The 24,061-nt window shown below is 72.3% G+C and carries 20 protein-coding genes; 14 read left to right on the top strand and 6 right to left on the bottom strand.

The window, feature by feature from the left end:
* Positions 1-4 precede the first annotated feature (4 nt).
* The 6 genes from WMF20_RS41960 (at position 5) to WMF20_RS41935 (ending at position 6,397) form a co-directional block, all read left to right on the top strand.
* Positions 5-1,195, top strand: a complete 1,191-nt coding sequence (locus WMF20_RS41960) for a cytochrome P450 (RefSeq protein ID WP_437607277.1) — start codon at positions 5-7, stop codon at positions 1,193-1,195.
* Positions 1,192-2,334 carry a Gfo/Idh/MocA family oxidoreductase gene (locus tag WMF20_RS41955; protein ID WP_437607276.1) on the top strand — a complete coding sequence of 381 codons (1,143 nt, stop codon included), beginning with the start codon at positions 1,192-1,194 and terminating at the stop codon, positions 2,332-2,334. Before WMF20_RS41960 ends, WMF20_RS41955 begins: the two co-directional genes overlap by 4 nt.
* 30 nt (positions 2,335-2,364) lie before the next feature.
* The gene (locus WMF20_RS41950; protein ID WP_437617216.1) at positions 2,365-3,096 is read left to right on the top strand and encodes a VOC family protein; all 732 of its coding nucleotides are present in this window, start codon (positions 2,365-2,367) and stop codon (positions 3,094-3,096) included.
* Between the two features lie 36 nt (positions 3,097-3,132).
* Positions 3,133-4,758, top strand: a complete 1,626-nt coding sequence (locus WMF20_RS41945) for a (2,3-dihydroxybenzoyl)adenylate synthase (RefSeq protein ID WP_437607275.1) — start codon at positions 3,133-3,135, stop codon at positions 4,756-4,758.
* Positions 4,759-4,772: 14 nt separating this feature from the next.
* Entirely contained in the window at positions 4,773-5,564 is a 792-nt protein-coding gene (locus WMF20_RS41940) for a thioesterase II family protein (RefSeq protein WP_437607274.1), read from the top strand.
* Between the two features lie 131 nt (positions 5,565-5,695).
* On the top strand, positions 5,696-6,397 hold the full coding sequence (locus tag WMF20_RS41935; protein ID WP_437607273.1) for a tRNA-uridine aminocarboxypropyltransferase: 702 nt from the start codon (positions 5,696-5,698) through the stop codon (positions 6,395-6,397).
* 15 nt (positions 6,398-6,412) lie between these two features.
* Here the strand turns inward: WMF20_RS41935 and WMF20_RS41930 are convergent, their stop codons facing one another.
* The 3 genes from WMF20_RS41930 to WMF20_RS41920 all read right to left on the bottom strand — a co-directional run bounded on the left by WMF20_RS41930 (position 6,413) and on the right by WMF20_RS41920 (position 8,464).
* Positions 6,413-7,249 carry a CAP domain-containing protein gene (locus WMF20_RS41930; protein WP_437607272.1) on the bottom strand — a complete coding sequence of 279 codons (837 nt, stop codon included), beginning with the start codon at positions 7,247-7,249 and terminating at the stop codon, positions 6,413-6,415.
* 439 nt (positions 7,250-7,688) lie between these two features.
* Positions 7,689-8,204, bottom strand: coding sequence for a hemerythrin domain-containing protein (locus WMF20_RS41925; protein ID WP_437607271.1), 516 nt, complete (start codon positions 8,202-8,204; stop codon positions 7,689-7,691).
* Between the two features lie 50 nt (positions 8,205-8,254).
* Entirely contained in the window at positions 8,255-8,464 is a 210-nt protein-coding gene (locus WMF20_RS41920; protein ID WP_437607270.1) for a hypothetical protein, read from the bottom strand.
* Positions 8,465-8,797: 333 nt separating this feature from the next.
* Here WMF20_RS41920 and WMF20_RS41915 point away from each other — a divergent pair, with 333 nt between their 5' ends.
* Positions 8,798-10,093: a hypothetical protein gene (locus WMF20_RS41915; protein ID WP_437607269.1), complete on the top strand. Its 1,296-nt coding sequence runs from the start codon at positions 8,798-8,800 to the stop codon at positions 10,091-10,093.
* A 19-nt stretch (positions 10,094-10,112) separates the two neighbouring features.
* On the opposite strand, the gene WMF20_RS41910 is transcribed toward WMF20_RS41915, so the two are convergent.
* The gene (locus WMF20_RS41910; RefSeq protein ID WP_437607268.1) at positions 10,113-10,976 is read right to left on the bottom strand and encodes a class I SAM-dependent methyltransferase; all 864 of its coding nucleotides are present in this window, start codon (positions 10,974-10,976) and stop codon (positions 10,113-10,115) included.
* Positions 10,977-11,121: 145 nt separating this feature from the next.
* Between WMF20_RS41910 and WMF20_RS41905 the strand changes: the two genes are divergently transcribed.
* The 4 genes from WMF20_RS41905 to WMF20_RS41890 all read left to right on the top strand — a co-directional run bounded on the left by WMF20_RS41905 (position 11,122) and on the right by WMF20_RS41890 (position 16,854).
* Entirely contained in the window at positions 11,122-12,960 is a 1,839-nt protein-coding gene (locus tag WMF20_RS41905; RefSeq protein ID WP_437607267.1) for an SLC13 family permease, read from the top strand.
* Positions 12,961-13,271: 311 nt separating this feature from the next.
* Entirely contained in the window at positions 13,272-14,798 is a 1,527-nt protein-coding gene (locus WMF20_RS41900; RefSeq protein ID WP_437607266.1) for a cation:proton antiporter, read from the top strand.
* A gap of 1 nt (position 14,799) precedes the next feature.
* On the top strand, positions 14,800-15,504 hold the full coding sequence (locus tag WMF20_RS41895; protein WP_437607265.1) for a potassium channel family protein: 705 nt from the start codon (positions 14,800-14,802) through the stop codon (positions 15,502-15,504).
* Positions 15,505-15,693: 189 nt separating this feature from the next.
* Entirely contained in the window at positions 15,694-16,854 is a 1,161-nt protein-coding gene (locus WMF20_RS41890; RefSeq protein WP_437607264.1) for a monooxygenase, read from the top strand.
* 34 nt (positions 16,855-16,888) lie between these two features.
* Here WMF20_RS41890 and WMF20_RS41885 read toward each other — a convergent pair whose 3' ends face one another.
* Positions 16,889-17,302: a pentapeptide repeat-containing protein gene (locus WMF20_RS41885; protein WP_437607263.1), complete on the bottom strand. Its 414-nt coding sequence runs from the start codon at positions 17,300-17,302 to the stop codon at positions 16,889-16,891.
* Between WMF20_RS41885 and WMF20_RS41880 the strand changes: the two genes are divergently transcribed.
* On the top strand, positions 17,196-21,056 hold the full coding sequence (locus WMF20_RS41880; protein WP_437607262.1) for an nSTAND1 domain-containing NTPase: 3,861 nt from the start codon (positions 17,196-17,198) through the stop codon (positions 21,054-21,056). The two genes, WMF20_RS41885 and WMF20_RS41880, sit on opposite strands and share 107 nt — an antisense overlap.
* A 137-nt stretch (positions 21,057-21,193) precedes the next feature.
* Positions 21,194-22,204: an ADYC domain-containing protein gene (locus WMF20_RS41875; RefSeq protein WP_437607261.1), complete on the top strand. Its 1,011-nt coding sequence runs from the start codon at positions 21,194-21,196 to the stop codon at positions 22,202-22,204.
* 16 nt (positions 22,205-22,220) lie between these two features.
* Here the strand turns inward: WMF20_RS41875 and WMF20_RS41870 are convergent, their stop codons facing one another.
* Positions 22,221-22,802, bottom strand: coding sequence for a peroxiredoxin (locus tag WMF20_RS41870; RefSeq protein WP_129579506.1), 582 nt, complete (start codon positions 22,800-22,802; stop codon positions 22,221-22,223).
* Positions 22,803-23,122: 320 nt separating this feature from the next.
* Here WMF20_RS41870 and ypfJ point away from each other — a divergent pair, with 320 nt between their 5' ends.
* Positions 23,123-23,959 (top strand): KPN_02809 family neutral zinc metallopeptidase, encoded by an 837-nt coding sequence (gene ypfJ / locus WMF20_RS41865; protein WP_437607260.1) that lies wholly within the window; start codon positions 23,123-23,125, stop codon positions 23,957-23,959.
* The last annotated feature ends 102 nt before the right edge of the window (positions 23,960-24,061 follow it).

The raw sequence follows: 24,061 nt of genomic DNA, 5'->3' as shown, positions 1-24,061 counted from the left end.
CGCAATGACGACCACACCGAATCCCCCCATCCCGTATCCGTTCAACCTGTTCGACGGCATCGCGCTCGCGACCGAGTACTCCGAGGCTCAGCGGACGCCGGGGCTGCTCAAGGTCAAGCTGCCTTACGGCGAGCCGGCGTGGCTCGCGACCCGCTACGAGGACGTCCGCTTCGTGCTCTCCGACCGGCGGTTCAGCCGCGAGGAGGCCGCGAAGCGCCCGGAGGCCCCGAGGGCGCTCCCGCGCATCGCCGGCGGGATCGTCATGATGGATCCGCCCGAGCTGACCCGCATCCGCAACCTGGTCACCCAGGCGTTCACGAACCGGCGCGTGGAGCAGCTGCGCCCCCACGTCCGCGACCTCGCCAACGAGCTGATCGACGAGATGGTGGCCAAAGGTCCCCCTGCGGATCTCGTGCGGGATTACGCGCTGCCGATCCCCATGTCGGTGATCTGCGAGCTCCTGGGCGTGCCGGTGGCGGACCAGTCCAAGTTCAAGGAGTGGAACGACTCCCTGCTCTCGACCAACACGCAGACCGCAGAACAGACGCAGCGGAACCTCGGCGAGCTGTCCCAGTACATGATGGGCCTGATCCGCCTGCGCCGCGCCGAGCCCGGCGACGACCTGATGAGCGCGCTCATCGCGGCTCACGACGTGGACGATCGCCTGAACGAGCGCGAGATGGTCCAGCTCTGCATCGCCATCCTCATCGCAGGGTACGAGGCCACGTCCTCGCAGATCCCGAACTTCATTTACACGCTCCTGACCCATCAGGAGCAGCTCGCGCGCCTCAAGGCCGATCCTGGCCTCGTGGCGCAGGCCGTCGAAGAGATGCTCCGCTTCGTGCCGGTCGCGTCCGCCGCGATGTTCCCGCACTACGCCACCGAGGACGTCCAGGTCGGCGAGACGCTCGTGCGCGCGGGAGAGCCCGTGTTTGCGTCGGTCGGCGCGGCCAACCATGACCCCCGCAAGTTCTCTGCTCCCGACCGGCTCGACTTCGACCGAGACGCGCGAGCGCACTGCGCGTTCGGCGTTGGGATGCATTACTGCATCGGCGCGTCGCTGGCCAGGATCGAGCTTCAGGAAGCGTTGCGCGCGCTCGTGACCCGCATGCCGGATCTTCGTCTCGCCGCGGACGTCCAGTGGAAGACCGCGACGTTCTTCCGCGGGCCCCTCACGATGCAGGTGACCTGGTGAGCGCCGGCTCCGGCAAGAAGCGCGTCGTCGTCGCCGGCACGGCCTTCGGTCGCATTTACCTGGATGCCGTCGCGTCGGCGCAGGGCTCGTTCACACTCGCCGGCCTGCTCGCGCGTGGCAGCGATTTCTCCCGGGAGTGCGCGGAGCGCTACGGCGCGCCGCTCTACACCAGGGTGGAGGACATCCCCGACGACATCGACATCGCCTGCGTGGTGGTGCGTTCGGGGGCGACCGGCGGCCCCGGCTCCGAGTTCGCCAAGGCGCTGCTCGAGCGTGGGATCCACGTCTTGCAGGAGCATCCCGTGCACGCCACGGAGATCACCGCGTGCATGAAGGCCGCGAAGCGAGGGGGCGCTGCCTACGCGGTCAACACGCTGTACCCGAACGTGCGCCCGATCCGGCAGTTCCTCGCGGCGGCTGAGTACCTCAGGAAGCGGCAGCGTATCCAGTTCATCGACGCCGCTTGCAACAGCCAGGTCGCGTATCCGCTCCTCGACGTGCTCGGCCGCGCCGCGGGCGAGCTGCGACCGTGGTCGTTCTCGGAATGCGCGCCGCGAGGTGACCGGTCCTCGCCTGCCGCGGGCCAGCCATTCCAGAGCCTCACCGCGACCATCGGCGGAGTGCCCGTGACGCTCCGCGTGCAGAACCAGGTCCACCCGGAGGATCCAGACAATCACTCTCTGTTGATGCACAGGATCTCGCTCGGGTGTGATGCCGGCGTGCTGACCCTGGCCGACACGCACGGACCAGTTCTTTGGAATCCGCGCTTGCACTCGCCGCGCGACGCGACCGGGCGCCTGATCATGAGCGGCCCCGGCACCGACCGCCTCGCCGTGAAGAGCACCTCGATCCTGGGCGACCAGGATACGCGCAGCTATCACGACGTGTTTGCGCGGACGTGGCCTGAGGCCGTGGTCGTCGCCTTGCACGACCTGTGCGGCGACATCGCCGACCCGGCCCGCCGCGTCCGCAGCGGCCAGTGGGCCCTGGGCGTGTCGCTCGCGTGGCGGGACCTGACGGAGCGGATCGGGATGCCCGAGCTCATCCGTCCAGAGACCCCGGAGCCGCTCGCAGTCGACGAGCTGCGCGCGGCGGCGCGCGCCGCGGTCGGCGAGGCGGCCGGGAGCGGCGCGCGTTGAACGAGAGCCTGGCGCTCGGGAGGAGTGAACATGGCGACTTCTTGCAGCCACGTATTGCTATGGGTACGCGACATTCATCAAGCTGTGCGCGACTACAGAGAGCTCGGGTTCAAGGTCGACTACGCGACGGCCGAGCGAAAGGCTCAGCACGCGCACATCTGGTTCACCGAAGGCCCCATCATCGAGCTGCTCACCACCCCGCGCAGCGCAAGGTGGTTCAAGTGGCCGATCGAGCTGATGGCCGGGCGCGGCTCCGGCCGGCGGATGATCCGCTGGTCCGAGGGCGGCGAAGGCTTCTGCGATGTCGCGGTCGTGACGGATACGCACGCTCTCGACCGTGAGCTCACCGCGCTGCGGAATGCAGGGGTCCCCGTCGGCAGAGCCGTCGGGTGGCGACGAACGAAGCCGGACGGCCAGCAGATCCGCTTCAAGTTTGCGTACCCGGCGAACGATCGCCTCCCGTTCCTCGTGAGCCCCTACGATCCGCCTCAACATCCGAGAGAGAACCGCCATCCGAACGGCGCCAGGCGGCTCAGCCGGGTGAAGATGGGCGTCCGTGCCGAGGATCGAGATGCGGTGCGCCGGATCGTCGCCGACGACCCCACGTTCGTGCTCGAGCCCGCCGAGGTGACGGGTGTCCGCGCCATCGAGATCACCGGCCTTTCGGCTGAGCTCGACCCGACCCTCCTGCACGGCGCGGTCGTGCTGCCGGCCCGTCCGATGTCTGACCCGAGCCAAGCGCGACGAAGCGCAGGACCGTGAGCGCCGACGAGGGTCGGTGGAAGCGAGGGATCTCTCATGTTGAGTGGATGTGTGGATTGGCCGGATGAGTTCGTGGCTCGTTACAGGGAAGCGGGCTACTGGCGGGGCGAGTGCCTGGGAGAGATGTTGCGCGCGCGGGCCCAGGCGGCGCCGGCGCGCCTGGCCGTCGTCGACGGGGCGCGCCGCTGGACCTACCAGGAGCTCGACGAGCGCGCGGATCGCATGGCCGCGGGGCTGCGCCGGCTCGGCATCGCGAAGGAGCAGCGCGTCCTCGTGCAGCTGCCCAACATCGCCGAATTTCTGTCGCTGTGCTTCGCGCTGTTCCGGATCGGCGCCATCCCGGTGCTGGCATTGCCGGCGCATCGAGAGACGGAGATCGTGCATCTGGCGGAGCTCTCACAGTCGGTCGCCTACGTCATCGCAGACATGCACGTAGGCTTCGATTACCGGGCGCTCGCCCGCGCGGTCTGCAAGAAGGTGGCGAGCCTCCGGCACGTCCTCGTGGTGGGCGATGCGCAGGAGTTCGTGTCGTTGTCGGAGGTGGACGCGCCGGCGGAGGCCATGGCCGGGCCGGCACCCCGCGATGTGGCCCTGCTCTTGCTGTCGGGCGGAACGACCGGGGCTCCCAAGCTGATCCCGCGCACGCACGACGACTATGTCTGCAACGTCCGCCTCAGCGCCGAGGTGACAGGCCTGGATGAGAGCACCCGCTACCTGGTGAGCCTCCCCATCGCCCACAATTTTGCGCTGGGGTGTCCTGGAGCCCTGGGCACCTTGCACGCCGGCGGCACCGTCGTGTTCTGCAAGGACCCCAGCCCCGAGACCGCGTTTCGCCTGATCGAGAAGGAGAAGATCACCGTGACCGCCCTCATCCCGCCGCTCGTCGTGCTGTGGCTGGAGGCGGCGGAGTGGGTGCAGGCAGATCTGAGCAGCTTGCAGTGGCTCCAGGCAGGAGGTGCTCGCCTCAAGGCGGAGTCGGCGGCGCGCGTGCGACCCGTCCTCGGCTGCGGGTTGCAGCAGGTCTACGGCATGGCAGAAGGTCTGCTCAACTTCACGCGGCTCGACGACCCCGAATCCATCGTCATCAACACGCAAGGCCGGCCGGTCGCCGCGGACGACGAGGTGAGGATCGTCGACGCCTCGGATGTCGAGGTGGCGGACGGCGAGGTCGGTGAGCTGCAGGTCCGCGGTCCCTACACCATACGCGGGTACTATCGTGCGGAAGAGTACAATCGTCGGGCGTTCACCGCCGACGGCTTCTACCGGAGCGGAGACCTGGTGCGGCGACTGGCCAGCGGTCATCTGGTGGTGGAAGGCCGTAGCAAGGACGTGATCAACCGGGGAGGGGAGAAGGTCCCGGTCGAGGAGATCGAGAACTACCTCATGGCACACCCGGAGATCCGTGACGTCGCCATCGTCGGCGTCCCGGACTCCACCATGGGGGAGCGCACCTGTGCATGCGTCATCGCGCGTGGCAAGGCGCCCACGCTGGCCGAAGTGAACGCCTATCTCAGCCGCCTGGGCGTGGCTGCGTTCAAGCTGCCGGATCGTTTGATCGTCCTGGAGAGCTTCCCGCAGACGAGCGTGGGCAAGGTCAACAAGGGGGCCTTGGCGAAGCAGGTTTGCGTCGCTTCGCCAGCCACGACCACGGACATCTCATGAACACTTCGCCTCGAATGTTGCGCCGCATCTTGAGCGCGCCGACCCCCTCCAGCCCGCACCTGATCGTCTGCCCCTTCGGCGGTGGGAGCTACACCGCCTTCCGCAGCTGGAAGACGCTGTCTCAGCTGGACGTCTCCGCCTCCCTCGTGACCTATCCGGGGCGAGACCATCGTCTGGACGAGGCGGGCATGCGGAGCGTCCAGCACACCGCGTCCGAGCTGGCTCACGAGCTGTGCGCGGAGCCGCCCGGCGGCCAGTGGCTCCTGGTAGGCCACAGCGTCGGGGCGCAGATCGCGTTCGAGGCATGCCGCCTGCTCGAGCAGTGGGGGCGGGCGCCAGCCGGCCTCGTCCTTTCCGCGTGCCACGCGCCGCACCTGATCCCACGTCGCATGCTCAGCCCTCTCGATGATGATGGATTCATCGAGGAGCTGATCCGCCTGGGAGGGTGCCCCGCGGAGCTCCGCACCAGCGCCGAGCTCAGAGAGGTGTTCCTGCCGATGCTGCGCGGCGACTTCCTCGCCTCGGAGAGCTACCGCCTCGCGCTGGATCGCTGTACCACGCGTCTCCGGACGCCGACCCTCTTGCTCTACGGATCCTCCGACGACGAAGCCCGCCAGGACGAGGTGGAGGCGTGGAAGAGCTGGCTGGACGGCCGCGCCGAGCTGCGCGCGCTGGCCGGCGATCACTTCTACATCACGCACGACCCGCGGGCGTTTGTCTCGGAGGTGTTGCGCACCTTCCGTCTGCCTTCCAGGTCGACCGTTTCCCTGGGGCTCGTGCAGATGCCGTCGAGCTATTTCCCCTGAGGTTCGTGCTCGCGGCGGAAGCGGCCGGGCGCGCGCTCGGGTCGGAGGCTCGGGTCGGAGGCTCGGGTCGGAGGCGGGGCCATTTGACCGGGGAGGCCCGCGCGTGCGAGAACGCCCGGTCCCGAGCCGAGATGACGTTCGTCCCGCTGCAGCCGCCCGATCTGCCCCCCATCCGCGCGCGGGGGACGCCGCGCTGCCGCGGCTGCGGTCTGCCGCGATCGATGTGCCTCTGCGGCGCGCTGCCCCGGCTCGCGGTGCGCACGCGCGTCGTGCTGCTCACCCACCGGATCGAGCGCACGAGGAGCACCAACACGGGCCGGCTCGTCGCGCGGCTGCTCGAGGGCGCGGAGGTTCGCGTGCGCGGGGAGATCGAGCGGCGGGCGCGCCCGCCGCTGCCGGAGGGGCGCCGTCTCGTGCTGTATCCGTCGCCCGGGGCGCGCGCCCTCTCGCCCGACGATGCGCGCGGCGGGCCGGTGGTGCTGCTCGTGCCGGACGGCAACTGGAACCAGGCGCGCCGGGTCGTTCACCGCGACGCGGACGCGCAGGGCGCCGAGCCGGTCGCGCTGCCGCAGGGCGCGCCGAGCCGCTACGGGCTGCGGCGCGCCCCGCACGAGGGCGCCCTGTCGACGCTGGAGGCGGTCGCGCGCGCGCTCGGCCTGCTCGAGGGCGCGGAGGTCGAGCGGCGAATGATGGAGGCGTTCGACGTCTGGGTGCACCGCGCGAGGTGCGTGCGGCTCACCGGAAAGCTCACGGAGGGGGCGGTGGCCCCGGGAGCCGAGGACGGCGCCGAGGCCCTCCTCGGGCGGGATGTCGACGACGCGGAGCGCGGGTGAGCGGCCGCGCGCCGATCACCGGAAGTTCTGCACGGCCCAGACGCTGCCATCCGGGAACGTGTGGAATCCGCAAGCCACCTTGGTGTACGCGGTGTTGCTCATGTTGATGTAGTGGCCGTGTTTGTTGAAATCCTCGCCGGGCCCCTCGTCCCACATGACCTGCAAACACGGGACGATCATCGATTCGGGCGGGCCGTTCCAGCCAGGGCATTCATTTTGAGCCCGCTCGTCGCAGGCGCCGAAGGCGCCGTGCGCCTGGCCGGTGTTGCCGTCGGACTCGGACTCTTCATCGGAGCACGACTCCGCCTCGGTCCAGCGCGCGAGGGGCGGCAGGCCGAGCGTGGCGCGGTGCTGGTTGATCGTATCGACGCACAGCTGCGCCGCGCCGGTCGGGTCGCCCTTGCCGCCCGAGCCGCCGGCGCCGCTGCCGGAGCTGCCGGCGCCGCTGGTGCTTCCCGCGGGTGCGCCGCCGCTGCCGCCGGCGCCCGCGGTGGTGGAGCCGTCGCTGCCGCCGGCGCCTGCCGCGGGCGCGCCGCCGCTGCCGCCGGCGCCCGCGGTGGCGGCGCCGCTGCCGCCGGCGCCCGCGGTGGTGGAGCCGACGTTGCCGCCGGGGGGCGAGCCGCCCGTGCCGCCGCCGTCTCCGGCGCCCGCGGCGGTCGAGCCGCCGCTGCCCGCGGTCGAGCCGCCGCCCGGCGGTCCGTCGCCGTCCCCGACGCCGGCGCCGCTCGTCGGCCCGCTGTCTTCGCTCTCGGTCAGCACGCTTCCCAGCTCGCCGATGCAGCCCGACAGCGCAGAGGCCATGAGCGTCGCGGCGAGCGCGATGGCGTAGGAGTGAGTCGAAGGGTTAAGCATGTACTGAGTCTATGGTGCTTTGGACTCATGCTCAACTCCGACCGATCGTGCTGGACTTTTGCACGATGAGCGCGGTTCTGGCGCAGCTGGTGAGCGTGCGGCGCTTTTGTGCGTAGAGAAGTGCGGGTGTCGTACAGGAAGTGCGTCTGTTGGTTTGGTTTCAGTCGCGCGGGATAAGTGCATGTGTCCGGGCAGAGAAAAAACACGACGCCAAGGCGGTCAGGAGAGGAGCGAGCGAGGAAGTCTCTCTCTCTCTCTCTCTTCCGTTGAACGTCCCTGGCGTCACGGCGGCTCAGCGCCCTTCGCGCGCCCTCGTGAACGCCAACAAAACGGCCACGGGGGCAGGGAGGTCGCAGGGCCCTCGCCGTCCCTGCGCCCTCCCTGCCCCCGTGGCTCGAACCCGGTCTATCGCGCGCGCCCTCTGCGCGCGCAGGCCTCGTCAGGCCGGGTTCGCGCCGTTCGCGTGCCTCGCGTGGCTCGCCTTGTCCGCCGACGTCTTCTTGTAGCCCGCCGGCAGGAGCGCCTCGTACCCCTCGGCCAGCCGCTGCTCGAACTCCGCCTTCAGCTCCTTGCCGAGCTCCATGAGGCGCTTCTCGTCGATGGCCTCCTCGACCTTGGGGAAGAGCTCTTCCTCCTCCTCCTCGACGTGGTGCTGGATGAGCTCCTTCAGCGTCGTCACGCGCGCCTTGAACGAGATGTCCTCCGGGTCCGTCGAGAGCAGCCGCTTCAGGGCGAGCTCGGCGATCGCGTGCTCCTCGTAGCTCTCGAGGATCAGGTCCTCCTTGATCTGCCGCACGGCGGGATAGAAGCTCTCCTGCTCGATCGCCATGTGCGCGGCGAGCTCGTTGGCGAGCTCGGCGAGCAGGGGCGCCGGGTCCGACTTGCCGCTCTCGAGCTGCTTGAAGATCGACTCCACCTTGCGGTGCTGCTTCTCGAGCAATGACGTCGCTTTCATCTTCCTGCCTCCACTCCTGCGAGCCGCGCATCGGCGCGGCCAGGGTCGCTCTAGTCCGTCTTCTCCTCGATCTTGTCGCCCGCCTTCTCGGCGGCGTCGCCGGTCGACTCCGCCGCGTCCTTCGCCTCGTCCTTGACGTCGCGCGCGGCGTCGTCCACGGCCTCGCCCGCCTTCTCGGCCGGGCCCTCCGGCTGAGGCTTGCTGCCACCGCAACCCAAGACCACGCCGCTCACGAGCAGCGACAGATACAGAGTTCTCACGGTACCTTCTCCTCCGATCCCGAACGCGACCAGCGGCACCTCGCCCCGGGCGCGCTCGGCGGTTCTTCAACGACTCCCACGCTTGCTTCAGCCTCTTCCGCTCAGCAATGCCCGGGCCAGGCGGGGGCGAGCGCCCGCGCGTCCTCCCTCGCGCCGCGCGCGCCCGCCCCGGCGCGAGGTCCCTGAGACATATCGCCTCGACCGTGGCGTCCTGCGACGCGCTACGGCCGCCCGCCCGCCGGGGCGCGCTCTGGCGCGCAGGCGCCGGCGAGGCCGCGCGCATTCGCTTGGCCTCGGTGCCGATCGGCGCAAGAATCCGTCCCGGGACGCCACATGATCCACGACATCGCCCGCGCGCTCAGCGCCATCTTCACAGGCGAACGAGCCCGCCTGCTGCACGTGATCGTCCCGGCGCACGTCCACGGGCACTCGCTGGCGCTGCTGCGGGCGCTCGGCGAAGCAGGCCCGGCGCCCCGCCCCGTGTGGGTGCTGGCCGACCCGGTCTACGGACCCAGCCGTGGCTGGGCCGCCCGCGAGCGCTCGCTGACGCGCGAGCTCGGCGCCCCGGCGGCGGCCGAGCCGCCCGCCTCGACCCCGGAGCCAGGCCCCCTCCGCGAGCCGCTCGACGCCTTCGCGGGCGCGCTCGCGGCCCACCTCGCCGCCCGCGCGCCGGATCCGGCCGCCGTCGTCGTGCTCTCGCCCCAGCACATCGACGACCCGCGCGCCTACGCCCGCGACGTCCTCTGGCTCGCGCAGCGGCCCGAGCTCGAGCTCGTGCGCTGGGTCCTCGTCGATCCGGTCCACTCGAGCGTCGGCGACCTGCTCGCGCGCTTCGGCGAGGGCGCGTCCCGCGTGGTGTGGCCGGAGGCCGACAGCGCGGCCATGATGGATCTCGAGCGCCTGCTCACCGACCTCTCGGCGCGCGGGCAGCGCCTCCCCGTCGACCTCGAGGTTCGCATCGCGCCCGACTCCCCCCTTCGCGCGCCGGATCTCCTCCCCGCGCGGCGCCTCCTGCACGAGGCCGACAAGTGCTTTCACGCGGGGCGGCACGCCGAGGCTGCGCAGATCCAGCGGCAAGCCGAGGAGATGCTCGCGGGCCGCGGGCTGGGCGAGGAGGCCATCCACGTCGCCATGCAGCGCGCGCGCTCGCTGATCGCCGCGGGCGTGGTCGACGAGGGACATCGGGTGTTCGTCGCCGCGCTGAAGGAGGCAGAGCGGCGCGGGCTGTCCGCGATCGTCCCCGAGGCCTACGCCTCGCTCGGCAGCCTGCACAGCAAGCAACGCCGCTTCCTCGACGCGTCGGAGGCGTACGCCCGCGCCGGAGAGCTCGCGGACCGCCGCGGCAGCCACGAGTTCGCGGCGGACATGCACCGCTGCTCCGGGCACGCGGCGCTCAACGCCGACATGCCGGACGCCGCCGCGAAGGCGTGGCGGCGGGCGTTCGAGCTGCTCGGCTCCGTGGCGCCGACCGTGGGCGCGCTGGAGAAACCGCAGCAGATCGTGATCCTCGGCCTCGCCCTCGCCGACGTCTTCGAGACGCACGGCAACCTGCCCGCCGCGCGCGGGCTGCGGGGGCACGCCGAGGCGATCGAGACCCGCAACCCGCGGCGATCGGAGACGTGGAGCTGACGAAGGCCCGCGCCGACGGTCAGCCCGCGCCGGGGCGCTCGGCGACGAGGAGCCGCAGGTTGGCGGCGGGGTTGTCCGAGGCGAAGGGGGCGCCGAGCTGGCGCGCCCAGTCCGCCGCGCCGGTGTCGCTCGAGGCGCGAAACCCGGCCCGCTCGACCTCCGCGCGCATGACCTCGCGCCGGCGCAAGCCGACGAGCGGCTCGCTCCAGAGGCGCGTGACCAGGTTTCGCAGGAAGGCGAGGCGGCGCCGGCCGCCGGGCTCCATGTAATTCACGAGGAGGACGCTGCCCGGCGCCGACGCGTCGGCGAGCGCCCGCAGCGTCGTCCGGAGCGCCTCGTCCGACAGGTACATCACGACCCCTTCCCATACCCACGCGGTGGGCTCGTCCGGGCGATGGCCGGACGAGCGGAGGCGCGTGGAGAGCGCGTCGCGCTCGAAGTCGACCGCGACGTACGTCAGCTGCTCCACGACCGGCGACAGCTCCGCCGCCTTGCGCCGCTTGAACGTTTGCGTCGCCGGGTGATCGATCTCGAAGAAATGAGTCGCCGAGAGCGCCTTCATCCGGAATGCGCGCGTGTCGAGGCCCGCCCCCAGGCTCGCGACCTGACGACACCCGCGCTCCACGGCGCGCTCGAGCTCGACGTCGATGGCCCTCACGCGCAGCGGGACCGCGGAGAGCCCGGCCACGACGCGCGCGCGCGCCGCGGCGTCCATGCGCCGGATCCGCCGCGCGAGCAGAGAAAGCGCGGCGCTCCACCCGGGCGACAGGAGCCGGTGCACGACCGGGTCCTCGAAGCCCGGCACGTCGGTCAGGCCCTGATCCGCGAGCGCCCGGATGAGCGCGACCATGGAGGCGGTCTGGCTGGGACGACGCTCACGCATGACAGCTGCATAGCGTCAGCCGCCGACGTTTCAAAGCGCGAGCGACGCCGGACCCCCACCGCGGGAGCGCCCCGCCGGGGGCGCGCGGTGAGCTGGTCCGTCCGTGGTGCAGGCTCCTGGGAGTCCCGCTAGGCTGCGCCGCCCCATGACCTCGGAGGCCATTGTCGCTCTCGCCATCCTCGGGCTCTCGATCGTCCTGTTCGTGAGCGATCGCATGCGGCTCGACGTGGTGGCGATGACGTCCTTGCTCGCCCTCACGATCTCCGGCGTCGCCACCGTCCCGGAGGCGCTCGCCGGGTTCTCGAACCCGGCCGTGCTCATGATCGCCGGCCTCTTCATCGTCGGGGCCGCGCTCACCGACACGGGGGTCGCCGACTGGCTGGGCCAGCGCCTCGAGCGCTTCGCCGGCGGCGGGGAGGCCCAGGTGACCGTCGTGGTGATGGGCGCGACGGCGCTCGTGTCCGCCTTCATGAGCTCCACGGGCACCGTGGCGATCCTCCTGCCGGTCGTCGGGACGCTCGCGCTCCGCCGCGGGATCGCGCCGGCGCGGCTCTTCATGCCGGTCGCGTTCGCGGCGCACCTCGGGAGCAACCTCACGCTCATCAGCACCCCGCCGAACCTGCTCGTGAGCGAGGCGCTCCGCGAGGCGGGGCGAGCGCCGTTCCGCTTCTTCAGCTTCACCGCCCCCGGCCTCGTCGTGCTCGCGGTCGGCGTGGCGTACATGGTCGCGATCGGCCGCCGCGCGCTGCCCAGCAAGGAAGACAGGGCCGAGGCGGGCGCGCCGCGGTCGCTCTCGCTCGACGATCTCTCGATGGAGTACGGCCTCGGCAGCGCCCTGCGCGCCGCGCGCGTCGCGCCCGGATCGCGCCTCGCCGGCCTCACGCTCGGGAAGGCGAACCTGCGGGCGGACTTCGGCGTGACCGTGGTCGGCATCGCGCGCCCCGGGCCCCACGGCCTCGAGGCGCAGCGCGTGGTGCCGCAGACGGTGTTCGCCGCCGGGGACGAGCTGCGCGTGCTCGGCGGCGACGCGGCGATCGCGGCGCTCGCCGACCGCTTCGGGCTCGAGGCGCTCTCGGCGCGCCCGGTGTTCTCGCTGCCGCCCGAGGAGTCCCTCGCCGAGGTGGTGCTGCCGCGGCGCTCCGGCCTGACGGGGAAGACCCTGAGGGAGGCCAGGTTCCGCGACCGCTACCGCGCGAGCGTGCTGTCGATCCGGCGGGGGGACGGCTGGCTCCCGGTGTTCCACGCCACGCCCGAGCTCAGGGATCTCAAGCTCCGCGCCGGCGACACGCTGCTCGTGAAGGGGCGGCTCAAGCACCTGAAGAACCTGCGCGACGAGCGGCGCGATCTCGTGCTCGTCGCCGAGCCCGACGCGCGCGGCGACGTCCTCGTCGATCGCGCGCGCGCCGCCATCGCCCTGTGCATCACCCTGGGCATGCTCGTCTGCATGGCGTTCGGGTGGCTGCCCAACGTGATCGCCGTGCTGCTCGCCGCGCTGCTCCTCGCGCTCGCGCAGTGCGTGCGCCCGGTGGACGCCTACCGCGCCGTGAACTGGGAGAGCGTCGTGCTCATCGCAGGCATGGTCCCCCTCGCCGCCGCGCTCGAGCGCACCGGCGCGATGGGGGCCGTCGTCTCCGCCGCCGAGGGGCTCCTCGCGGGGGCGCGCCCCACCGTGGTCCTCGGCGCGCTCGTGCTCTTCACCTCGACCATCGGGATGGTGCTCTCGAACACCGCGACCGCCGTGCTCATGGCCCCCCTCGCGGTCCGGCTGGCCGGGGCGCTGGGCCTCGCGCCGGAGCCGCTGCTCATCGGGGTAGCGTTCGCGTCCTCGGCCGCGTTCGCGACGCCGATCGCCTCCCCGGTGAACATCCTCGTCATGGGGCCGGGCGGCTATCAGTTCAAAGACTTCACCCGCGTCGGCCTGCCGCTGCAGCTCCTCGTGCTGGCCACCACCTTGATCGTCGTCCCGCTCGTCTGGCCCTTTTGAGCGCCGGTCAACGCTCCTCCGCCGCCCGCCGGCGACTGCCGCTCGCGAAGGACGCGAGAGCGCCGCGGACGTCGGATCATGACATCTCGGAGAGTTCCCCGCGCCCGGCCACTGGCACGCTCGCGCCTCGTCTGCACGCGGCTGCGCGCAGCCGGAGCGCGCGGCGACGGCTCTCCAATCTTGCGAATTCCGGGGCGATCATGTAGCGCAGGATCCACGGTGATCGCTCGCAGAGAACTCACGCACATCGCGGCGTATCCGCCGCGTTGGCCGATGGCCGTCGCCCTCGTGCCGCCGCCGCGGGGTGATGCATGAGGGAGCGGCTCGAGAGCCTGCTCCTCGTCCTGGCCGTCGGCTCCGTCGTCGCCATCGGCGCCAAGCGCGTCGGGGTCCCTTACAACGTCGCGCTCGTCTTGATCGGGCTCCTCCTCGTCGTCCTCGACGTGCTGCCGAACACGCCGATGGACCCGGAGGTCATCCTCATCGCCTTCCTCCCGGTGCTCGTCTTCGAGGGCGCCCTGGCCGCCGACGCGGACATCCTGCGCGCCGCGAGCCGGCCCATCCTCGCGCTCGCCGTGCCGGGGGTGCTCATCTCGCTGCTCGGCACCGCCGCGGTGGCGACGCTGGTGCTCGACCTCCCGTTCGCGGCGGCGCTCCTCCTCGGCGCGCTGCTCGCCATCACCGACACCGTGAGCGTGCTGCTCGCCTTCCGGAGCGTCCGCGTCCCGCACCGGCTGGCCGCGATCATGGAGGGAGAGAGCCTCTTCAACGACGGCACGGCGCTCGTGCTCGTGCTGCTCGCCTCGCGCGTCCTCGCGAGCGGCACGTTCGACGTGGTCGAGACCTTCCGCGCGCTCTCGATGGCGATGCTCGGCGGCGCCGTCCTCGGCGGCGCGTTCGGCGCCCTCGGCGCGGTCCTGCTCCGCCGCACGCCGGACCACCTGACCGCGATCCTCGCCTCGCTCGTGCTCGTGTTCGCCACGGCCCTGCTCACCGAGCGGCTCCACGCCTCGCCGGTCATCGCCGTCGTGGTCGCCGGCGTGGTCGTCGGCAAGGCCGCGCGCCGCCACCTCGAGCCCTCGCGCGTGCTCGCGCTGGAGGGGTTCTGGGAGACGACCGGCTTCTTCCTCAACGTGCTGCTCTTCCTGCTCGTCGGCATGCAGATCCAGGCGGAGATGCTCGTGCGCGAGGCGGCCTCCATCGGCCTCGCGCTCATCGCCCTGCACGCGGGTCGGGCGGTGGCCGTCTACGGCTGCTTCGGCGCGCTCCGGGCCATGACGCGGGAGGTCGTGCCGCTGCGCTGGCAGCACGTGATGCTGATCGGCAACATCAAGGGCGCGCTCTCGATGGCGGCCGTCCTCAGCCTCCCGAAGGACATGCCGTTCCGCGAGCGGCTGATCACGATCGTCTTCGGCGTGACCTTCGTGACCCTGGTCGTGCAGGCGCTGCCGTTCGCGCGGCTGCTCAAGCTCCTGCGGGTCGCGGCCCCGAGCGCCGACGCCGCGCTCGACGGCGCGAAGGCGACGCTCATCGCCGCGCGGCGCGGCCAGGCGGAGCTCGACGACCTGCTCGCCGCGGGCCTCCTCTCCCGCAAGGAGCACGCGGAGCGCCGGGCCGCGTTCCAGCGCCGGGTGATCGCGGCCGAGGTGGCGCTCCAGTCGCCCCAGGGCGAGGCGGAGCGCGACCACCTCACGGACATCGCGCTGCTCACGGCGGAGAAGGCGGCGCTGCTCGACGCGGCGAGGCGCGGGCTCATCGCCGACGAGACGGCGAACGCCCAGGTGAGCGAGATCGATCGCGAGATGATGAAGCTGCACGAGCACGAAGGAGGCCACTGAGATGCGCGTTCTCATCGCGGGCGCCGGGCGCGCGGGCCTGAGCGTCGCGGTCCACCTCGCGACGATGGGCCACGAGGTGACCATCGTCGATCGCGACGAGTCGATCGCCAACAGCGCCTTCGAGCGCCACGGCCTCGTCTCGCTCGTCGGCGACGCGACCGACGCGGGGCTCCTCAAGGAGGCCGAGGTGGGGCGCGCCGACGTGGTCGTGGCCATGCTCCGCCGCGACGCCGACAACCTCGCCGTCGCGCTCCTCGCCCAGGCGGCGGGCGCCAGGCGCGTGATGGTGCGCATGCGCGACCCCGACTACCGGAGCGTCTACGTCCGCGCGGGCGTCCAGCGGATCCTCTCCGAGATCGACGTCTTCATCGGCGCGATGGCCACCGCCATCGAGCACCCCGGCGTCCGCCACGCGATGGTGCTCGGCGCCGGCGAGTCGGTGGCGTTCGAGCTCGACATCCCGGCCGACGCGGCGGTCGCGGGCCGCTCGGTGAGCGTCATCGCGGGCAGCCCCGGCTTCCCCGCGTCGTGCGTCTTCGCCGGCGTCTACCGCCCCGACGGCCGCGTCGAGGCGCCGCGCGGCTCCTCCATCGTCGCGGGGGGCGCCACCGTGCTCCTCGTGGCCGCGCGCGACGAGCTCGCCGACGTCATCGCGTTCTTCCTCCGGCGCGAGCTGGGGAACGGCGGCATCCACGAGCGTCGGTGACGCGAGGCAGGTGTTTTCATGGTGAGGTGCGCGGGCTACACGGGTTTAACGGCATCGCTGGGCGCGGCGCTGGCCGCCGTCATCGCCGGGTGCGGCGGCGACGACGGGGCCGGGGCGGCGGCGGGCGGCGGCGTCGCGGCGGCGGTCTCGTACTACCGCGACGTCAAGCCCATCTTCGACGCGCGCTGCGTGGGGTGCCACAGCGCCGGCGGCGTCGCGCCGTTCTCGCTCGAGGGGCCCGACGCGGCGGTGCCCTGGGCCCCGCTCATCAAGCGGGCCGTCGTCGAGCGCACCATGCCCCCCTGGCCGGCCGACAGCGCCTGCGCCGACTACGTGGGCGATCGGTCCCTGTCCGAGCAGCAGATCCAGACCATCGCCGCGTGGGTCGACGGCGGCGCGGCCCCGGGCGATCCCGCGGAGGAGGGCCCGCCGCTCGATCGGGCGTCGAGCCCCGAGCTCGAGCGGGTGGACCGGACGCTCGAGATGCCGGTCGAGTACACCCCGCAGGCGGGGCCCGACGACTACCGCTGCTTCGTGATCGACTGGCCGGAGGAGAGCGCGCGTTACGTCACCGGGTTCGGCGTCAGGCCCGGCGAGGAGCGCATCGTCCACCACGTGATCGCCTTCATCGCCGCGCCGGAGATGGTCGCCGACGTCGAGGCCCTCGACGCGGCCGACCCGGGCCCGGGCTACCCCTGCTTCGGGGGGCCGGGGATCAGGCCGCGCTGGCTCGGCGGCTGGGTGCCCGGCGGCGGGAGCCTCACCTTCCCGGCGGGGACGGGCACCCGGATCGAGCCGGGCTCCAAGCTGGTCGTGCAGGTCCACTACAACACGCTGACCGCGGGGAAGCTGCCGGATCGCTCCGCGATCGACGTGATGCTGGAGAGCTCGGTCGAGCGGGAGGGCTCCACGCAGCCGTGGACGAACCCGGCCTGGCTCACCGGCGACGCCATGACCATCCCCGCCTTCGAGGCCGACGTCGTCCACCGCTGGGGGGCGCAGCCCACCCGGGCGCTCGCGGGAGGCGCGCCGATCGAGCTGCACATCGCGGGGCTCCACATGCATACGCTCGGCAAGCGCGCGCGCCTCGAGATCGAGCGAGCGGACGGCAGCTCGGAGTGCGTGCTCGACATCCCGCGCTGGGATTTCCACTGGCAAGGGAGCTACACGCTCGTCCAGCCCAAGGTGCTCCACCCGGGCGACACGCTGTCGCTCGAGTGTCACTGGGACAACACGCCCGAGAACCAGCCGATCATCGACGGCAAGCCGCGGGTCCCCGGCGATGTCGTGTGGGGTGAGGGCACGAACGATGAGATGTGTCTCGGCACGTTCTACATGACCGAGCTCTGATCTCCGCCGCGGAGCGTCGAGCCATCGAGTCGGATCACGCGCTGCGGCGACCGCGCGTCACACCCCGAACGCCGGATGTGGCGCCCTGCGCCGTCGCTTCGGACGTCCCTGGCGGCGTCAACGCGGGGTCCCTCCCGCCGCAACGGGTATATTCGTCAGGCCACCGCTGAGCCAGGCGCGCCCTCGTGAAAGAGAAAACCGCTTCGACCCTCTCGCAGGCCGTCCTGCGCCCCGGCGGGGCGGAGACGCTGCCGCGGGCGGCCGACGCGCCGCCGTCGAGCTTGGCGCCGTCGAGCTTGGCGCCGTCGAGCTTGGCGCCGTCGAGCTTGGCGCCGTCGAGCTTGGCGCCGTCGAGCTTCAGCCCGCCGAGCTTGGCGCCGTCGAGCTTCAGCCCGCCGAGCCGCTTCGAGGAGTACCGGCTCGTCCAGAAGCTCGGCAGCGGCGGCATGGGCGACGTCTACCTCGCGCACGACACGCTGCTCGACCGCATGGTGGCGGTGAAGCTCATCCGCGCGGAGACGGCGGACGCCGAGGTGCGCGCGCGGCTGCTCGCCGAGGCGCGCGCCGCCGCGCGCATCCAGCACCCGAACGTGGTCGCCATCTACCGCGTGGGCGAGCTCCGGGGACAGCTGTACATCGTGTCGGAGTTCGTCCGCGGCCAGAGCCTCGACCGCGTGACCGTGCCGATGCCCTGGCAGCGCGTGCTCGAGCTCGGGGCCGGGCTCGCGCGGGGCCTCGCGGCCGCCCACCGCCGGGGGGTGCTGCACCTCGACATCAAGCCGGCCAACGCGGTGCTCACCTTCGACGGCGAGGCGAAGCTCCTCGACTTCGGCCTCGCCAAGCTGCTCGACCCGGCGGCGGTGCAGGCGCCCGCGATCCGCGGCGTCGCGGCGCCCCCCGGGGCGCACGGCGACGACGCGGCGCTCGCGCACGGCGACGAGCCGCTCGACGGCGGGATCCGCGAGGCGGCCGAGATGGCGGCGCTGCTGCTCGACGCGACGAAGGGCGTCGACGGCGGCACGCCCCACTACCTGCCGCCCGAGCTGTGGCGCGGCGAGCTGGCGACGCGCCGCTCCGACGTGTACTCGCTCGGCGCGCTGCTCTTCGAGCTCTGCGCCGGCGTCCCGCCGCACGACGACGTGCCGATGCTCGATCTCCCGCGCGTCGTCCAGTGCGAGCGGCCCCGGCCCCTCGCCGCGCTCGCGCCGGGCGTCGACGCGCGGCTCGCGGCGGTCATCGAGCGGTGCCTCGAGATCGACCCCGCCGCCCGCTTCGCCTCGGGCGACGAGCTGCGCGACGCGCTCGAGCAGCTGCTCGCGCGGAGCCGGCACGCCTCGATCGCGCCGGAGGGCAACCCGTACCGCGGGCTGCTCGTCTTCGACGTCGAGCACCGCGCGGTGTTTTACGGGCGCAGCTCCGAGACGGGGACGATCCTCGACCGGCTGCGCTCCGAGCCCATGCTCGTCGTGGCCGGCGACTCGGGCTCGGGCAAGTCCTCGCTGTGCCGGGCCGGCGTGCTCTCGCTCGTGCTCGAGGGCGCCCTCGGCGGCGGGCGCGCCTTCCAGGCGGCGATGATGGTGCCCGGCCGACGCCCGCTCGCCGCGCTGGCCGCCGCGCTCGAGCCGGTCCTCGGCGCGCCCGCCGAGCGCATCGCCGAGGCCGTGCGCGCGGCGCCTGGCTCGCTCGTCCGCGACCTCCGCGCGCGCCTCGGCGAGCGCGGCGGGCTCGTGCTGTTCATCGACCAGCTGGAGGAGCTCGCGACCCTCAGCAGCCCCGCCGAGGCGGCGCTCGTCGGCGACGTCCTCAGCGCCTTCGCGGCGCGCTCGCCGTCGCTGCGCCTGCTGGCCACGGTGCGCGGCGACTTCCTCGCGCGCGTCGCCGGCATCTCTGGCCTGGGCGACGAGATCGAGCGCGCGCTCTACCTGCTCCGCCCGATGTCGGCGGACAAGCTCCGGGAAGCGATCACCGGGCCGGCGCGGGCCAAGGGGGTCGCGTTCGAGTCGGACGCGGTCGTCGACGCGCTCGTCGAGTCCACGGCGCGCGCCGAGGGCGGGCTGCCGCTCCTCCAGTTCGCGCTCGCCGAGCTCTGGGACGCCCGCGCCGCGCCCGACGCGCCCCTCAGCAGCGCGGATCTCGCGCAGATCGGCGGGGTCGAGGGCGCGCTCGCCCGCCACGCCGATCGCGTGCTCGGCCGCATGCCGCCCGCGGTCCACGCGGCGGCGCGGCGGCTGCTCGGCGAGCTCATCACGCCGCAGGGCACGCGGGCGCGGCGCGCGGAGGTCGAGCTCGCGGGGCCGGGCGGCGACGAGCCGGCGCGCGCGGCGCTCGAGGCGCTCGTGCAGGGCCGCCTCCTGTTCGCCCGCGAGGGCGAGCAGGGGACGGTCTACGAGATCGCCCACGAGGCGTTGATCCACGGGTGGGGGACGCTGCGCCACTGGCTCGAGGAGCAGCGCGAGCAGCGGGCCATGCGCCAGCGCCTCGACGCGTCCGCCGCCGAGTGGGAGCGGCTCGGCCGGCGCCGCGACGCGCTCTTCAGCGCGCGCCAGCTGAAGGAGGCGAAGGGGCTCGATCCGGGCGATCTGCCGCCGCGCGAGGCGGCGTTCCTCCGGGCGTCGCGGCGCGCCGTCCTGACGCAGCGCGTGGCCCGGTGGGCGCTCGCCGTGGGGGTCCCGCTCGTCGCGGCGCTGCTCTACGGCGCGCTCGAGCTCAGGGCGGCGCGCCAGCTCGCCGTCCGGGCGAACAGGAAGATCCAGGAGGCCGCGGACATCTCGGCCGCCGCGGCGCGCGAGGGCGCCGCGGCCGAGGCGCTCCGCGCCGACGCGCTCGCGGCGTTCGACGGCCGGCGCCGCGACGAGGGGGAGGCGCTCTGGGACCGCGCGCGCAGGCGCGCCGCCGAGGCCGAGCGGCTCCACCTGCAGGCGAGCCAGAAGCTGGAGGCGGTGCTCACGCTCGACGGCACCCGCCGCGACGCGCGCGATCTGCTCGGCGACGTGCTCTACGAGCGCGCGCTCGCCGCGGACGGCCGGGGCCACCCCTCGCTGCGCGACGAGCTGCTCCAGCGCATGACCACGTACGACCCCGACGGCGTGCGCCGGCAGCGGTGGAGCGCGCCCGTCGAGGTGGCCATCGAGACCGACCCCCCCGGCGCCGACATCACGCTGGAGCGGTACGAGACCGACGCGGAGGGGCGCCGGCAGCTTGTCGACCTGCGGCTCCTCGGGTCGACGCCGGTCTCGGGCATCGCGCTCGCGCAGGGCTCATACCTGCTCACGTGCGAGGCGCGGAACCGCACCATCGTGCGTTATCCGTTCCTGGTCCGCCGCGGAGAGCCGCGGCGCCTCTCCATCCCGCTGCCGCACGCGGGAGACGTCCCGCCCGGGTTCATCTACATCCCGCCCGGACGATTCCTCTTCGGTGCCGCCCTGGACGACATGTACCGGTGGGCGTTCCTCTCGACCGTTCCCCTTCACGAGATCAGCACGGGCGCCTACCTCATCGCGCGGCACGAGACGACGTTTCAGGAGTGGCTCGACTACGTCCAGACGCTCCCGAGAGAGTCCCGCGAGCCGTCATCCATCATCCAGGCGGGCAACGGCGCCATGACGGGCGCCCTCGGGCTGCGCCGTCTGCCCAGCGGCGTATGGCAGCTAACGATCCAGCCCACGGTGCAGGCCTACACGGCGCGCGCCGGCGAGCCGCTCGTCTACCCCACGCGGGGGGTCCGGGCGCAGCAGGACTGGCTTCGTTTCCCGGTCACGGGCATCTCGTTCGCGCAGGCGACCGAGTATGCCGCGTGGCTCCACAGGACGGGTCGTGTCCGCGGGGCCCGGCTGTGCACCGATCACGAGTGGGAGCGCGCGGCGAGGGGCGCCGACAGCCGGATCTTCCCGCACGGCGACACGCTCTCTCCCGGCGACGCCAACTTCGATGAGACCTATGGCAAGGAGAGCTCCACGATGGGTCCAGATGAGGTGGGCTCGCACCCTGCCTCACGTAGTCCCTTCGGGGTCGACGACATGGCGGGGAACGTCCTGGAGTGGGCCATTTCGTCGATAGAGGCCGACAAAGTACTTTTGCGCGGCGGGGCTTACCTCTACGATCAAACATCGGTCCGAAGTGACAACCGGACCGTCGTTGACGGCACCTTCCTCGATCCGGTGATTGGGCTCCGCATCTGCGCTTCCTTTCCTCCACCTCCGTGAAGGGTGACGAGGATCCGCGGCGCCCGGGCAGCGCCGAACGATGCCGCGCCCCTCGCGGGAGCGGAGCGCGACAGCCGGGAGGAAGATCGTCGGCGCGCAGGGCGTCATGGCTTCAGCGTCAGCGTTCGGAGGCGATCATGTTTCAGCGAGGGTTCCTGGCAGGGGCGATGGTCGGGCTCATCTCCGTGGGTGTCGGTTGCGTCGCGGAGGTCGAGGGCGGCGAGGGCGACGAGGAGCCGGCGGAGAGCGCGCTCGCGCTGCAGGCGTCCAACGATCTCACCTTCAACGGCACGTACCTGAACGGCACCCAGCTCAACGGGGTGCGCTTCAACGGGGTGCGCTTCAACGGGGTGCGCTTCAACGGGGTCTCGCTGGACGGGGCGACGCTGATCGGGACGCGCGAGAGCGACGGCAAGCCCGTCCGCGGGGTCGACTTCATCGGCGCGGAGATCGACGCGATCCTGGACGATCGATCGACCGTGGTCGTCCGCATCACGAACGTCGTCGAGCGCGACGGGATCACGTATTACACGGTGAAGTACCACGCCGGCGGCCCGGTCTGGGCGAACGTCTGCGGCGAGGGCCTCGACGCGATCGCGGTGAAGGGGATCTGGGACCCGGTGACCGGCGCCTTCTCGAACGACGGGAGCCAGTTCACGTTCGCCTGCCAGGGCGCGGCGATCGCGAAGTGCGCCGAGTGGGGCTACAAAGACTGGCAGGCCAAGGCGGAGTGCGACGGGAAGCGCTGCGAGAGCCGGGATCTCTCGTACTTCCACAAGGCGTGCGTCCGCATGGTGCGCGCGGACTACTGCGGCGACGGCGCGCCGCACACGCGGGTCGGGACGGCGATCGACGTCTGGGATGCGCTCGGCATCCAGCGCGAGACGGAGGGCTCTGGCATGAGCCTCGAAGCCGAGTGGACCGTGGACGGCGCCGCTTGCATCCGGCACACGCGGTGGCGAGGCGTCGTCGGCAACCCGGACCGCGACTACGTCATGGTGCATTGCCCGGAGCGGTGGGCCGGGGCCGATCCGAGCTGCGGCGGGCCCGGCTCGACGTTCCACAAGGAGAGCGGCTTCGCGACGCCGCTCGCCGAGCGGCGCGTCCTGCGGAACGCGTCGTTCACGACGAACGTGAGCCCGCTGTAGCGCGGCGCCGCGGCGCTCAGCTCTTCGCTGCGGCGAGGATCGCCGCGGCGTGCTCCTTGGGATCCACATCGAGCCAGACCTGCTTGATCTTGCCGTCCTTGCCGATGAGGAAGGACTGGCGAGCGGCGAGCTCGTTGCGCAGCGGCACGCGGAACGCGCTGGAGACCGCGCCGCCCTCGTCGACGACGAGCGGGAACGGGAGCTCGTATTTCTCGACGAAGGCCTGGTGGCTCTGCGCGTCCTGGGTCGAGACGCCGTAGACCTCCAGCCCGGCGGCCTGGAGATCGGCCCAGCCGTCGCGCAGGCCCTTGGCCTGGATGGTGCAGCCCGGCGTGTCGTCCTTGGGATAGAAGTAGACGAGCACCTGCTTGCCTTGCAGGCTCGAGAGCTTCACCTCCCTGCCGTCGTGCAGCTTGAAGGTCACGTCGGGCGCGGCGTCGCCGGGCTTGAGCGCGGCGGGCTGGGCGGAGGCGCCCGCCTGGGCGGGCTTGTCGGCGGCCCCGCCGGGCGCGCCGGAGGGCTCGTTGCAGCCGGCGGCGAGGGCCAGCGCCGCGAGCGCGATGCCGAGGGGGGAGGCGAGGGGCGTTGTGCGCGTCATGATGGCGCGCATGGTCCCACCGGCCCCCGCGGACGGCAAGCGAGCGCCGGCGGCGGCGCGCGCCGCGGCTCCGGGCGGAGAGCGCGCTGCCGACGTTCGTGGGCGGCGCGGGTCGCTGGAGAGGACGCTCGAGGAGACTCGCTCTCAGGGTGCCAGAAGGCACCGAGGCCCAATCCTCGTTTGGGGCGTCTGGCGGCTCGATTCGAGCACCGGTCCAGGTCGGTAATCCGACGGCTCCGACGAAGTGAGCAATGCAAAACGTCCTGACGAAAAGCTAAGGTGGCGCCCGAGGCGCGCTCCACGCTATATCTGCGTTCGCCATGCGCTGGACACCTGGGAAACGCAGTGCGAACCTCCGAGATCTCCGCGGCGTCTCCGGCGGAGCGAAGCTCGGCGTCGGCGGGACGGTGATCCTGCTCGTGCTCTCCCTCGTCTTCGGGAAAGATCTCCTCTCCTCGGGGCTCGGCCAGGGCGTCTCGCTCCCCGGCGCGCAGAGCGAGCGCGCGAGCTCGCCCGAGGAGGAGCGGCTCGTCGACTTCGTCTCCTTCGTCCTCGATGACACCGAGGCCGTGTGGAAGCAGGTGTTCAGCCGGATGGGGCAGACCTATCCGGCGCCGCAGCTGACGTTGTTCACCGACTCCGTGAGGTCGGGCTGCGGCGTCGGCGAGTCGGCCATGGGGCCGTTCTACTGCCCGGCCGATCGGACCGCGTACATCGACCTCGGCTTCTACCGCGAGCTCAAGGCGCGGTTCGGCGCGCCGGGCGACTTCGCCCAGGCCTACGTGCTCGCCCACGAGATCGGCCACCACGTGCAGAACGTGCTCGGCACCGAGCGCCGCGTGCGCCAGCTGCAAGCCTCGCGTCCAGGCGACCGGAACGCCCTCTCCGTGCGCATGGAGCTCCAGGCGGACTGCTTCGCCGGCGTGTGGGCCCACTCCACCGCGAAGCGCGATCTGCTCGAGGAGGGCGACGCCGAGGAGGCGCTCCAGGCCGCGTCCGCGATCGGCGACGACCGGCTGCAGAAGAGCGCGACCGGCAGGGTCAACCCGGAGACGTGGACGCACGGCTCGTCCGCGCAGCGGGTCGCCTGGTTCAAGCGCGGCATGCGGGGCGGCCGCGTCGAGGACTGCGATACGTTCGCGGAGGCCGCGCCCTGAAGGCGCGGCGCGCGTCCGAGGCGGTCCGGAGCGTCCAGGCCGGCAGGGCCAAGGCCGTGTGAAGAGCGGCTCGCGACAGCTCCGCGCCACGGTGTACCCTGC

The sequence above is a fragment of the Sorangium sp. So ce834 genome, assembly GCF_051521425.1.
GTDB lineage: Bacteria > Myxococcota_A > Polyangia > Polyangiales > Polyangiaceae > Sorangium > Sorangium cellulosum_D.
The sequence above is the reverse complement of the archived record's forward strand: the minus strand, read 5'-3'. Positions and strand labels throughout refer to the sequence as shown.

What these genes read in the sequence shown, in the direction of transcription:
- WMF20_RS41925 (WP_437607271.1), bottom strand. Translation starts at nt 8,204, where the DNA reads ATGAAAGCGACGTCATTGCTCGAGAAGCAGCACCGCAAGGTGGAGTCG.
- WMF20_RS41930 (WP_437607272.1), bottom strand. Translation starts at nt 7,249, where the DNA reads ATGCTTAACCCTTCGACTCACTCCTACGCCATCGCGCTCGCCGCGACG.
- WMF20_RS41915 (WP_437607269.1), top strand. Translation starts at nt 8,798, where the DNA reads ATGATCCACGACATCGCCCGCGCGCTCAGCGCCATCTTCACAGGCGAA.
- WMF20_RS41900 (WP_437607266.1), top strand. Translation starts at nt 13,272, where the DNA reads ATGAGGGAGCGGCTCGAGAGCCTGCTCCTCGTCCTGGCCGTCGGCTCC.
- WMF20_RS41910 (WP_437607268.1), bottom strand. Translation starts at nt 10,976, where the DNA reads ATGCGTGAGCGTCGTCCCAGCCAGACCGCCTCCATGGTCGCGCTCATC.
- WMF20_RS41870 (WP_129579506.1), bottom strand. Translation starts at nt 22,802, where the DNA reads ATGACGCGCACAACGCCCCTCGCCTCCCCCCTCGGCATCGCGCTCGCG.
- WMF20_RS41875 (WP_437607261.1), top strand. Translation starts at nt 21,194, where the DNA reads ATGTTTCAGCGAGGGTTCCTGGCAGGGGCGATGGTCGGGCTCATCTCC.
- WMF20_RS41945 (WP_437607275.1), top strand. Translation starts at nt 3,133, where the DNA reads ATGTTGAGTGGATGTGTGGATTGGCCGGATGAGTTCGTGGCTCGTTAC.
- WMF20_RS41905 (WP_437607267.1), top strand. Translation starts at nt 11,122, where the DNA reads ATGACCTCGGAGGCCATTGTCGCTCTCGCCATCCTCGGGCTCTCGATC.
- WMF20_RS41950 (WP_437617216.1), top strand. Translation starts at nt 2,365, where the DNA reads ATGGCGACTTCTTGCAGCCACGTATTGCTATGGGTACGCGACATTCAT.
- ypfJ (WP_437607260.1), top strand. Translation starts at nt 23,123, where the DNA reads ATGCGCTGGACACCTGGGAAACGCAGTGCGAACCTCCGAGATCTCCGC.
- WMF20_RS41885 (WP_437607263.1), bottom strand. Translation starts at nt 17,302, where the DNA reads ATGCCGCCGCTGCCGAGCTTCTGGACGAGCCGGTACTCCTCGAAGCGG.
- WMF20_RS41960 (WP_437607277.1), top strand. Translation starts at nt 5, where the DNA reads ATGACGACCACACCGAATCCCCCCATCCCGTATCCGTTCAACCTGTTC.
- WMF20_RS41940 (WP_437607274.1), top strand. Translation starts at nt 4,773, where the DNA reads ATGTTGCGCCGCATCTTGAGCGCGCCGACCCCCTCCAGCCCGCACCTG.
- WMF20_RS41895 (WP_437607265.1), top strand. Translation starts at nt 14,800, where the DNA reads ATGCGCGTTCTCATCGCGGGCGCCGGGCGCGCGGGCCTGAGCGTCGCG.
- WMF20_RS41935 (WP_437607273.1), top strand. Translation starts at nt 5,696, where the DNA reads ATGACGTTCGTCCCGCTGCAGCCGCCCGATCTGCCCCCCATCCGCGCG.